Source organism: Anoxybacillus sp. CHMUD (assembly GCF_013096965.1).
Lineage (GTDB): Bacteria > Bacillota > Bacilli > Bacillales > Anoxybacillaceae > Anoxybacillus > Anoxybacillus kestanbolensis_A.
Window position 1 is genome coordinate 118,354 of sequence record NZ_SDLG01000005.1, and the last position, 11,613, is coordinate 129,966.

General features: G+C 42.1%; 9 protein-coding genes and 2 pseudogenes. 2 read left to right on the forward strand and 9 right to left on the reverse strand.

What is annotated here, in order from left to right:
- Position 1 precedes the first annotated feature (1 nt).
- The 4 genes from hutU to ETB99_RS05260 all read right to left on the reverse strand — a co-directional run bounded on the left by hutU (position 2) and on the right by ETB99_RS05260 (position 4,190).
- Complete coding sequence (gene hutU / locus ETB99_RS05245; protein WP_171700081.1) at positions 2–1,651, reverse strand: urocanate hydratase; 1,650 nt, start codon at positions 1,649–1,651, stop codon at positions 2–4.
- 14 nt (positions 1,652–1,665) lie between these two features.
- Entirely contained in the window at positions 1,666–3,189 is a 1,524-nt protein-coding gene (gene hutH, locus ETB99_RS05250) for a histidine ammonia-lyase (RefSeq protein ID WP_171700128.1), read from the reverse strand.
- An 89-nt stretch (positions 3,190–3,278) separates the two neighbouring features.
- Positions 3,279–3,728: a histidine utilization transcription antiterminator HutP gene (hutP, locus tag ETB99_RS05255; RefSeq protein WP_077428923.1), complete on the reverse strand. Its 450-nt coding sequence runs from the start codon at positions 3,726–3,728 to the stop codon at positions 3,279–3,281.
- 138 nt (positions 3,729–3,866) lie between these two features.
- Positions 3,867–4,190: a YnfA family protein gene (locus ETB99_RS05260; protein ID WP_006321906.1), complete on the reverse strand. Its 324-nt coding sequence runs from the start codon at positions 4,188–4,190 to the stop codon at positions 3,867–3,869.
- 67 nt (positions 4,191–4,257) lie between these two features.
- On the opposite strand from ETB99_RS05260, the pseudogene ETB99_RS15285 reads away from it, so the two are divergent.
- A pseudogene (locus ETB99_RS15285) lies at positions 4,258–4,446 on the forward strand (response regulator); the annotation flags it as partial.
- Positions 4,447–4,469: 23 nt separating this feature from the next.
- Here the strand turns inward: ETB99_RS15285 and ETB99_RS05265 are convergent.
- The 5 genes and pseudogenes from ETB99_RS05265 to ETB99_RS05285 form a co-directional block, all read right to left on the reverse strand.
- Positions 4,470–4,861 (reverse strand): annotated as a pseudogene (locus ETB99_RS05265) (sensor histidine kinase); the annotation flags it as partial.
- A 516-nt stretch (positions 4,862–5,377) separates the two neighbouring features.
- Positions 5,378–6,517 carry a mannitol-1-phosphate 5-dehydrogenase gene (locus tag ETB99_RS05270; RefSeq protein ID WP_077428300.1) on the reverse strand — a complete coding sequence of 380 codons (1,140 nt, stop codon included), beginning with the start codon at positions 6,515–6,517 and terminating at the stop codon, positions 5,378–5,380.
- Between the two features lies 1 nt (position 6,518).
- Positions 6,519–6,956 (reverse strand): PTS mannitol transporter subunit IIA, encoded by a 438-nt coding sequence (locus tag ETB99_RS05275; protein WP_077428298.1) that lies wholly within the window; start codon positions 6,954–6,956, stop codon positions 6,519–6,521.
- Positions 6,957–9,032: a BglG family transcription antiterminator gene (locus ETB99_RS05280; protein ID WP_171700083.1), complete on the reverse strand. Its 2,076-nt coding sequence runs from the start codon at positions 9,030–9,032 to the stop codon at positions 6,957–6,959.
- 189 nt (positions 9,033–9,221) lie between these two features.
- On the reverse strand, positions 9,222–10,619 hold the full coding sequence (locus ETB99_RS05285) for a PTS mannitol transporter subunit IIBC (RefSeq protein ID WP_171700085.1): 1,398 nt from the start codon (positions 10,617–10,619) through the stop codon (positions 9,222–9,224).
- A 226-nt stretch (positions 10,620–10,845) separates the two neighbouring features.
- On the opposite strand from ETB99_RS05285, the gene ETB99_RS05290 reads away from it, so the two are divergent.
- Positions 10,846–11,610, forward strand: coding sequence for a CAP domain-containing protein (locus ETB99_RS05290; protein WP_171700087.1), 765 nt, complete (start codon positions 10,846–10,848; stop codon positions 11,608–11,610).
- Positions 11,611–11,613: the final 3 nt, after the last annotated feature.

Consider the following 11,613-nt stretch of genomic DNA (forward strand, 5'->3'; position numbering starts at 1 on the left):
ATTACCCCCTTAACATCGGGATATGGATGTTCATTTCTTGTGCTACTTCAATCGCTCGTTCATAGCCTGCATCCGCATGGCGAATAATCCCCATGCCCGGGTCAGTCGTTAACACTCGTTCGAGCCGTTCTTTCGCTAAATCCGTTCCATCGGCAACAACGACCATTCCTGCATGTAGCGAATAGCCCATGCCAACCCCGCCGCCATGATGAAACGAAATCCATGACCCTCCAGCGGCCGTGTTAATGAGTGCATTGAGCACTGCCCAATCCCCAACGGCATCGCTACCGTCTTTCATCGCTTCTGTTTCGCGGTTTGGCGAGGCGACGGAACCGCAATCTAAATGGTCGCGCCCGATGACGATTGGTGCTTTCAACTCGCCTTTACGTACTAATTCGTTGATTGCTAGCCCCATTTTTACCCGCTCGCCATAACCTAGCCAGCAAATGCGGGCAGGAAGCCCTTGAAACGCCACTTTCTTTTGCGCCATGTCAATCCAGCGTAACAGTGCCTCGTTTTCTGGGAATAGCTCTTTAATGAGCGCATCGGTGCGATAAATATCTTCTGGGTCGCCGGATAGCGCTGCCCAACGAAACGGTCCTTTTCCTTCGCAAAATAGCGGACGAATATAGGCAGGAACAAACCCTGGGAACGAAAACGCATTTTCGACTCCTTCGTCTTTGGCAACTTGGCGAATATTGTTGCCGTAGTCAAATACAATCGCCCCACGTTTTTGGAATTGTAGCATTGCTTCCACATGTTTTGCGATGCTTTGTTTCGAGCGGCGGACGTATTCGTTTGGATTGTTTTTTCGTAATTCCGTTGCTTCTTGTAATGACAATCCTTCTGGCACATAACCGTTTAACGGATCATGGGCAGACGTTTGGTCAGTCACGATATCAATAGGCACACCACGTTTTAGCAATTCGTGATGCACTTCAGCGGCATTGCCAACAAGCCCAATCGATAGCGCTTCCCCACTTTCTTTTGCTTCTCGTGCCCAATGAAGCGCCTCGTCAAGCGAGTGCGTCATTCGGTCGCAATATTTCGTGTCGATTCGTTTTTGAATTCGGCTTGGATCGACTTCTACCGCAATGACTACTCCTTCATTCATCGTTACCGCTAACGGCTGTGCTCCGCCCATGCCGCCTAGCCCAGCAGTAAGCGTAATCGTTCCTTTTAGCGTTCCGCCAAAATGTTGCTTCGCCACCGCGGCAAACGTTTCGTACGTTCCTTGTAAAATGCCTTGGGTGCCGATATAAATCCAGCTTCCCGCTGTCATTTGCCCGTACATGATTAGCCCTTTTCTGTCGAGCTCATGAAAATGTTCCCACGTCGCCCATTTCGGCACAAGGACAGAGTTGGATAAAAGCACGCGCGGCGCCCGTTCATGCGTTTTAAACACACCGACTGGTTTTCCGGATTGAATTAATAGCGTTTCGTCATTTTCTAACGTGCGCAACGTCCGAACAATCGCATCAAACGCTTCCCAATTTCGTGCTGCTTTCCCAATGCCCCCATATACAATTAGCTCTTCTGGTTTTTCCGCCACCTCTGGGTCTAGATTGTTGTATAACATGCGCAATACTGCTTCTTGTTCCCACCCTTTGCATTCAAGTTGCAATCCTTTTTTCGCTTGAATCTGTTTCATCGTACGATCCCCTTTCATCTATTAATTACCGTTTCCATCGTTTGCGAAAAAAAATCCCATTCCACATCCTTCAGCCATTTTGCTGCTGCTTCAATATCTTTCGCAAAAATGCGATCTTTTGTAATCGATGGGACGATTTTTCGCGCTGCTTCATAAAAAGCTCGCGTCTTTGGCGCCATGTGTTCCACGCCACGGTATTCGACAGCCTGCAACGCACAAATTAATTCGATTGCCAATACACGCCTTGCGTTTTGGATGATCGTATAGGCGTGGCGGGAAGCGATCGTTCCCATGCTAACGTGGTCTTCTTGGTTTGCAGAGGACGGAATCGAATCGACGCTGGCTGGATGCGCTAACGTTTTATTTTCGGACACAAGCGACGCTGCCGCATATTGCATAATCATCGCCCCTGACTGCAATCCTGGCGCTGGGCTTAGAAACGGTGGCAAATCGTTTAATTGCGGATTGACAAGCCGCTCAATGCGCCGTTCCGAAATATTGGCCAATTCCGCTACCGCAATTTTCATAAAATCCATCGCTAAAGCAATTGGTTGACCATGGAAGTTCCCACCAGAAATGACGGTCGCACCATCATCGAAAATAAGCGGGTTGTCGGTTGCCGCGTTCATCTCAATTTCGAGCTTTTCTTTCACATAATCAAGTGCTTGCCAAGACGCACCATGCACTTGTGGAATGCAGCGAAGCGAGTAGGCATCTTGAACGCGCAATTCTCCTTGTGCCGTTGTCAGCTTGCTTCCCGCTAAATATGAGCGGATACGTTTCGCTACTTCTGTTTGTTGGCGGTAGCCGCGCACAAGATGCACGCGCTCATCGAATGCATCAACAATCCCACGCAACCCTTCCATCGTTACTGCGGCAATTAGTTCACTTTCATACGCAAGCTGTTCCGCTTCTAAATAACCGACAACCCCCATTGCCGTCATTGCTTGTGTACCGTTAATAAGAGCTAATCCTTCTTTCGCTTTTAATGAAAGTGGCGCAATACCTGCCTGTGTCAACGCAGCGAGTGCTGGCATACGTCGACCGCAATAAAACACTTCCCCTTCACCAAGTAAAACAAGTGTTAAATGTGATAGGGACGCTAAGTCACCGCTCGCACCGAGAGAACCTTGTTGCGGAATGACTGGATGAATATGCGCATTTAATAAATCAACCAACCGCTGAATGACAACGGGGCGAACACCCGAATAGCCTTTTAAAAGCGCATTTGCCCGCAACAATAACATCGCTCGCGATACGATTTCGGGAAACGGCTCACCGACTCCGCAAGCGTGCGAATGAATTAAGTTCCACTGTAGCTCTTCGACATCGTCTGCTTCAATAAACACATCGCTAAACTTTCCAAAACCTGTTGTAATCCCGTACACAATTTTCTTATTAGCAACGATATCCTCAACTGCTTTTCTACTTTTTTTGACTACGTCTATACTGTCTTTGGATAAAACGACTGCTTCCTTTTGATACAACACGCGCTTAACTTGTTCTAACGTCAACGTATGACCTGTTAAAATGACCACGCTCACACCCCATCCCTTTAATAAAATAAAGAAGGAGGCTACACCACCATTTAGTGGGATAGCCTCCTTCTGAACTAAATACCTATAGGCTACATATGATTGATTCCTAATCCGATTGTTTCATGCTCTAACCCGCGAATCGGCGCCCCGATCGTTCCGTACAAAGCAACGGCAATCCATTCGCCTTCTGCTTCGTTTTCATATGGCATGCCGCGCACTACCGCAAAGCGAAGACCGACCGTTCGCATGAAATCACCTAATTCTACTTGACCTCTTGTAACCCCTTGCATCGCTTCGACAACCGCGTGATATAAAGCATGCATTTCACGGTACAACTCTCCGTTTACGACACCGTTTCGTTTTGCTGCTGTTTCGATGGCGGCTACAATTTTTTGCAGTTCCATGGCTCCAACTTTTCCTTTGCAGTAGCGCCATTGCAATAACGATAAGTGCTCAAGCACCGCTTGTTCCTCTTCCTCTTCCATTAACGCGAGCAAAATCGCATTGCGACCGATTCTTCCTCCTGCCTGCTTTAGCAACACACATCAACACCTGTTTTTCAAATTTTCTAAAAATCTAATCGTCTATTATCATTGTAAGAGTCTAATCGAAGACTGTCAATTATTTTTTACCACTTTTTAACAAATTAATATAGCACCTTATTATTAAACTAAAGTTTAACTACGTGGAGCTAATAACATTACCCCAACCCCTATTAAACAAATCGCCCCACCAATCCAATCATACATATCGGGCGTTTTTTTATCTATCCACCATCCCCATAGTAGTGATAAAACAATAAAAATCCCACCATATGCAGCGTACACTCGCCCGAACGATGGAAATGACTGAAACGTTGCAATAACACCATATAATGTTAAACATATTCCCCCAAAAATTCCATACATCGTTGGTTTCCCTTCTCGCAACCAAAGCCATACAAGATACCCTCCGCCGATTTCGGCAAAACCAGCTAGTAAAAATAACATAATCGCACTCATATACCCGCTCCTCTTTTTTGTTGTGGATAGTTGAATTTTATAATGGCTGAGCAAGTATCACAAGCCCGTGGTGCTACAAACGTTTACCCACTTATCATCCCTTGGATTAGCCGATTACACGAGCCTGAATTTGAACATTTCGCTCCACAAGAGATCCGTTTACACGTGTGCGAGTTATAAGCCGACGAAAGAACAACAAAATGCTGTAATGAGCGTAAAAAATTTTTTAACCTCCTTTTATATGGAAATAAAAAAGGTGCCCGTAACGGACACCTCTTTCTACCGTCGAACGGGTAACTTAATAACAAACGTCGTTCCTTTCTCTGAACTGTCGTGAAGTGCAATCGTTCCACCATGGTTTTCAATAATTCGTTTCACGATCGTCAGCCCCAAGCCTGTCCCCGATGACTTTGTCGTGATGAATGGTTCGAAAATCGTCTCCTGCATATCTTTCGGAATTCCGCTTCCAGAGTCGTATACGTACATGTTGTATGTTTCACCTACATCAGAATATAGGCAAATTGTGCCATCTTCTCCGACGGCTTCGATGCTGTTATAGAGTAAATTATACAACACTTGCATCATTTGTTTCGAATCAAGCTGTAACGGCACGTGATCAAGGCGCACGTGCACACGTATGTTTTTGCTTCTAACGTTTGTTGTAACAATGAAGTAAACAAAAACGATAGGCAAGAAGAGAAATTTTGCATCGCTCTACTAAACAACATAAACGGTGCGGTATAATAAAAAATAACAAAGGAGTGACAGCGATAATGAAACTTCCTAATAGTGGATCGAAACAGTGGTACGGCGTTGGCACTTTTTTATTTTTTCTCTTTTTTTGTGTGTTGATTGCATCTCGTTTATTGCTTAGTGTAGAGTTGGGCTTGAAGTAATTCATTGGCCTCGGAATCACTGCCTTTATTTTATCATGTATTATCGGATTAAGTGGGTTTTTCGGTAAAAAAACGTTTGTCATCATATGTTCCTCTTTCTCTACTATCGGATTCGCTTATGCCTTGTTTATTTCGTTTACCTGTATGAACGTGGGATGGAGCGATGTGACAAGCATTATTTCCTTTCTTGTTATTTCAACGTTCGGTATCATTGTAGGAGTCATCGCCGAAATCGTTCGCACTCTTTTGAAAAAAAGTCCAAGTAAAAAGAGCCATCTATAAAGATGGCCCCTACATATAAAGCATTTGTTTTTTCACTTCTACAACAATCGGATGATTAGACGGGAGCTTCGCATATTTTTCGAGCGCCCCCTCTACTCCGCTTTCTTTGATCGTTTGTTGAAGTTGTACTGCTTCAGCATCCCCTTCATAATCAAATAGCAACAACGCCGCAATTCCTTTTGTTAAAGATGCAGGAACTTCTCCAAAGCATTCGTAATATTTCAGCGCTGGTCGAATGAGTCGATCGTTCGGTCCGAGTTTACGGATTGGCGAACGAGCCACTCGTGTCACTTCATCTGTCATAGAAGGATTGATGAACCGTTGAACAATTTTTTCAATATATGCTTGATGCTCGGCTTCATTCCAACCGTATTGATGAACAAGCACTCGCCCTGATTCACGTAACGCGTTGGTCACGTCTGCGAGAATATCTTGATCTTCCATCGCTTGACGAATCGTCTCATATTTTTTCCGGTATCCTAAATAAGCAACGAGCGCATGGCCTGTATTGACAGTAAACAGCTTTCTTTCGATGTATGGTTGTAAATCATCAACAAAATGCGCCCCAATAATGTGTGGAATATTTCCAATCACTTCTTTCGTCTCGATCACCCATTCAAAAAACGGTTCAACAACAACGGTTAACGGATCTTCATGAGTTTGGTTTGGAACGATGCGATCAACCGCACAGTTTAAAAATCCACATTTATCTTCTAAAGATGTTTGTTCTTGTTCTGATAGATGCTCCCAGACGTATGTCTTTAAATGTTCGCTACCACCGATCATATTTTCGCAAGCGATGATATGAACAGGTCGATCTGTTAATCGTTTTTTTAATCCTTCCGCAATCGTCTGTGAAATAAGAGGTAAAATATTTGGTCCAACAGCTGTCGTCACTAAATCTGCACGCGCAATTTGATCAATAATTTCATTTTGCTGGTGCTGACTATGCAACGCGGATACGCTGCGAACAACTTGTGTTTCTGTCGTCTCTCCTGCGATGATCACTTCATATTGACCTTTTTGTTGAAGTGCTTGTACAATTTTTTCATTTACATCAACAAATACAACATTATACCCTGATTGCGACAACAAACTGCCAATAAATCCTCTCCCAATATTCCCAGCACCAAAATGAACAGCTAGCATATTATTTCACCTCGTTTAATAGTTGCAAAATTTCTTCTTCTGTCGTTGCGGAAATCATCTTTTGAATGTTTTCTTCTTCCGAACATACGATCGCAACTTTCGACAAAATTTCTAAATGCTCATTATCTTTCCCTGCGATGCCGATTAAAATTTTCGCAACATTTCCTTCTCCAAAGTCCACTCCATTCGGCACTTGAACAATTGATAAACCCGCTTGCTTCACAAGTTTTTTTGCATCTTCCGTACCGTGCGGAATCGCTACAAAATTCCCCATATATGTTGAGGTTAGCGCTTCTCGCTCAAACATTTTGTCAATATAAAATTCCTCTACGTATCCTTGCTCAACTAAAATACGTCCTGCTAATCGAATCGCTTCTTCTTTCGTTTTTACGTCTGCACCTAGTACAATATTTTCTTTTTTCAATACTGTCACGATCATTCACTCCTTGTGCTGTTGAATTTGTTCGTAAAAAAATTTTTCTAATTGTGCACTGAAAAACGCATAAATTTGTTCTTTACTTCCTTTTGAAAACAATTCCATACTTTCTTCATCTTTAATGATGAGCGAGCTAACATGACTAAGCACTTGCAGCATATCATCTGGTGCATTTTTTGGCGCTAACAACAACAAAAGACGGTTCAGCACCATCGGCTGTTGATCCATACCGATGATCGTTTGTGGGTGTGTTAGTGTATACATCGTAAAAGATGGTTGTAACACATCTTCACTTCGTGTGTGATACAGCGCTAAAGTCGTATTTGGAATTCCTAATCCACCGACTTGCTCGCGTTGTAGCAATTCTTCAACGACTCGCTCTTTGCTGCGAATCACGCCATGTTGCTCAAGATGTGCGCACGCATGCATCAATGCGTCTTGAAGCGAGTAAGAAGATAGCTCCCGCATAGAAAAGCCGTTTAATAACTGAACAATCGTCTCACTCACGACATGAATCGAACGAATGTTTTCAATCCCTTTCTTCGATGAATTTACTTTTTGGGAACGGATAGAAAACGCTTTCGTTTTTAAAAACTGGCGAATCGTAGCAACGTCTTCTTCTGGCAACATCGGATTAACTAGAAAATATGGCTGCGACGTATGAATCGGGACTGTCGATACGATTAAATCATACTCATGCACATCTACACGTTGAACATCAAAAAAAGACTTTTGTTCAATATGCGAAATATCTGGAATTTCTTTTTTTAAACGAGTGGCTAATATTTTCGCGGTTCCGATTCCGCTTGAACAAATAACGAGCGCACGAATTCCTTGCTTGTCACGTAGTAGCGCCGATGCAAAATGAAGAACTAAATATCCAACTTCTTCCTCAGGCACTGTCATGTCCGAGAATACGTAGCGCACACCTCGTTGCACAACATGAAACAATTCACTATAATCTTCCATAATTTTATGAAGCAATGGATTTGTAATGCCCATATGATGCTGGATGCGATATAAAGCTGGCTTTAAATGAACGATTAAATCTTCGTACAACGGATAGTCGTCTGTTAAATCGACTCCTATTTGCTCGCTCACAAAACGTATGAGTTCTTGCGTCTTCATTGCAATTTCTAAACTCGCTTCCTCTAACATATATCCGCGACGAGTCCGTAATTTTGCACCCATTAAATGCATCGTAATGTAACCAATTTCTTCTTTAGGAATGACAAGATGAAACACTTCCTCTAGTCTTTTGGCGATTTTTTCTGCCGTTTCATACTCTTTTGTCATGCTAATGGTTTGCAAATGTTGGGCATCAAAATGAATCGCTTCCCCTTGCATAATGCGCTCAATCGCCAGCGCAAGGTGAATGACGAGCGCAATATACGAACTATCAGCAATCGTAAATGGGAGATCATCTTTCATCGCTTCAATTTGTCGTTCAATCATAAACAGTTTTTTCTTGTCAACAAGTCCGAGTAGCTTTTCCGTTACTGTATTGACCAAATCCGTTGATTTTTTTTGAATCGATTCTTTCATGAAAGAGAAAAACTGCGACTCATCGAAATGATCAAATAACAGTTCACTCATCATTTTACGCTTTGCCGCCTCAGAGCCGCAAATTTCTACTCCATACCCTCTTTTTCGAACGAGGGAAAGACTATGTTTTTTCACTTTTTCTTCAATTTTGTCTAAATCGTTGCTGATCGTGGCGACAGTGACGTTTAAATCATTTGCAAGAGAAATTAATTTCACAGGCTCACCTGATTCTAACAAAGCAATTAAAATCATCGTTTGCCGCTCTTCTGGCGTATATTCCGTATGTGATAAACGGAACAAATACATTTGCAATTGATGCTTTTTGTCTTCGTCACCGACAATTTGAATTCCAACACCTGCTTTTTTGATTAGTTGTAAGTCGTACGCTTCAATGACTTGTTCAACACCTTTTAAATCGCGATGAACGGTTCGTTCACTAACATCTAATTGCTTAGCTATTTCCCCCACTGTAACTCCTTTTGGATGCAACAATAAAAAATCCAATATTTTTCTTTCTCTTGCTGATATATACATACACCCACCTCCTTGGCCAGCAACGATTGTTGACAAATTTTAAAAAGTATATGTTTTTTCAAGAAAATTTTATCGCTAATTTTTTTGTATCACAACAAATAGAAAGTGCTTTTTCGTCGTACGGAATGTTGACATTTTTTAAATATGAAACAAAAAGGTAAGCTAGTCACTTACCTTTTTGTTTATTTGTTATTCACTTTTTAACATTTCGATTAACTCATCGTATTTTGGACTATTTAAGAAGTTTTCTACAGATACGTGATATGCATTTGGTAGCTTTTCTTTTGCACGATCTGTCAAGTTTTGATGTGTTATTACAACATCTGCATCCGCTGGCAATTGATTAATTGCTGTATTTGTTACTTCAATATCAAGTCCAGCTTTTTGCACTTTGTTTCTCATAATGGAAGCACCCATTGCACTCGATCCCATTCCTGCATCACAAGCAAAAACAATTTTTTTCACTTGTTTTGGTGCTGCTGTATTTAATGCCGAAGCAACACTGCTTTTCTTCCCTTTCAGCTGTTGCATTTGTTCTGTTGCTTGTTCTAAATCACCTTCTTCTTGTTTCGATGTTTTTAAGAAGAAAGATGCGACTAAGAAAGAAACAGCAGCCGCAACGACTACCCCAGCAAGCACGCCTAAGTAATGACCACGCGGTGTCATAGCAAGTAATGCGAAAATACTTCCTGGCGATGGCACAGCCACAAGACCTGCATTAAATAATGTAAATGTAAATACTCCGCTCACACCACCGGCAATTGCCGCCAAAATTAATACTGGACGCATTAAAATGTAAGGGAAATAAATTTCGTGAATTCCTCCAAGGAAATGAATGATGACTGCACCTGGTGCTGATTGTTTCGCCATTCCTTTTCCGAATAACCAGTACGCAAGTAAAATACCAAGACCTGGACCTGGGTTTGTTTCAAGTAGGAATAAAATCGATTTTCCTGTTTTCGCTGCTTGCTCAATACCGAGAGGACTTAAAATACCGTGATTAATCGCATTGTTTAAAAACAATACTTTTGCTGGCTCAATAAAAATGTTTGCTAAAGGTAACAACTTTGCGTTAACAATTGTTTCTACACCTGCTGCTAACGTTTTGTTCAATCCTAAAACAATTGGACCAATCCCTTTAAAAGCGACTAATGTGAGCAATCCACCAATAATACCTGCTGAAAAGTTGTTCACTAACATTTCAAAACCTTGTTTGACTTTTCCGTGGAATAGCTTGTCAAACTGTTTGATTGCATATCCTCCAAGTGGACCCATGATCATGGCCCCTAAAAACATTGGAATGTCTGAACCGACAATAACCCCCATCGTTGCGGTTGCACCGACGACACCACCGCGAACGTCATAAATCATTTTTCCGCCTGTATAACCGATTAATAATGGCAATAAATACGTAATCATTGGGCCAACTAATTTAGCGAATGTTTCATTTGGCAACCAACCTGTTGGGATGAATAATGCAGTAATAATTCCCCACGCAATAAATGCCCCAATGTTTGGCATAATCATTCCGCTTAAATAACTGCCAAAACGTTGCACTTTCACACGAAAACCTGTTTGATCTTCCATGTTTTCTCCTCCTTTGTTTATTTGGTCTTACTATAGCTTTATATTAAAGCGCTTACAGATTGTGTTCAATTTAAAGTAAATATCATTTTGTCTGTCACAATCTTGTCATTTTTAAAAAACAAAAAGAGGAAAAAACATTTCTCAACCATTCCCATCTTTAGTTTGCCTCATCACTGTAAAAACTAACGGTGCATGACGATGAAATATGCCAAGGAGGGATGAGCAAATGATAGCAAAGTTGACAAAATCTATTGCCGCCTTAAGTTTACTTGCCATTGTTGGCTGTAACAACGCAATGGATATGAACAATCGTTCAAACATTTCTGCTTTGCATACAACGCTGTCTAGCGATCAATATCCTCATACAAAAGCGATATTGATTCAAGAAGCTCGTTATAAATTTGTTCCAATCGATCCGAAAGACGCAGCCAATCTGCGCACACAAATTGAACGATCGTTGATGGAACAGCAAAGAATGTATATGCAACCAAGACCTTATACGCCAGCACCAAACGCGTATCAACGTCCGAATCAGGTAACGCCGGCACAACCGAACAGACAAACACAACAACCAGCTCAGCAGCAACCAAGACAGACAACACCGACAACAAGTATTAGCCAATATGCACAACAAGTCATTGATTTGACAAATAGAGAACGTGCTCGGGCAGGACTTCCAGCCTTACGTGCTGATGCCCAACTTAGCTCTGTCGCTCAGAAAAAATCGGAAGATATGCGAAAAAATAATTATTTCTCGCATACAAGCCCAACATATGGCTCCCCATTTGATATGATGCGCGATTTTGGCGTTTCTTATCGGACAGCAGGGGAAAACATCGCAAAAGGGCAACGGACACCACAAGAGGTTGTCAACGCATGGATGAACAGCGCAGGACACCGCGCCAACATTTTAAATCGAAACTTTACACATATCGGTGTTGGATTTGATGGAAATGGGAATTACTGGACACAAATGTTTATCGGGAAGTAAAAT

Excerpts from the sequence above, each read along its gene's own strand:
- hutU (WP_171700081.1), bottom strand. The coding sequence starts at position 1,651 with ATGAAACAGATTCAAGCGAAAAAAGGATTGCAACTTGAATGCAAAGGG.
- ETB99_RS05260 (WP_006321906.1), bottom strand. The coding sequence starts at position 4,190 with ATGAGTGCGATTATGTTATTTTTACTAGCTGGTTTTGCCGAAATCGGC.
- ETB99_RS05270 (WP_077428300.1), bottom strand. The coding sequence starts at position 6,517 with ATGCTAGCTGTTCATTTTGGTGCTGGGAATATTGGGAGAGGATTTATT.
- ETB99_RS05275 (WP_077428298.1), bottom strand. The coding sequence starts at position 6,956 with ATGATCGTGACAGTATTGAAAAAAGAAAATATTGTACTAGGTGCAGAC.
- ETB99_RS05280 (WP_171700083.1), bottom strand. The coding sequence starts at position 9,032 with ATGTATATATCAGCAAGAGAAAGAAAAATATTGGATTTTTTATTGTTG.
- ETB99_RS05285 (WP_171700085.1), bottom strand. The coding sequence starts at position 10,619 with ATGGAAGATCAAACAGGTTTTCGTGTGAAAGTGCAACGTTTTGGCAGT.
- ETB99_RS05290 (WP_171700087.1), top strand. The coding sequence starts at position 10,846 with ATGATAGCAAAGTTGACAAAATCTATTGCCGCCTTAAGTTTACTTGCC.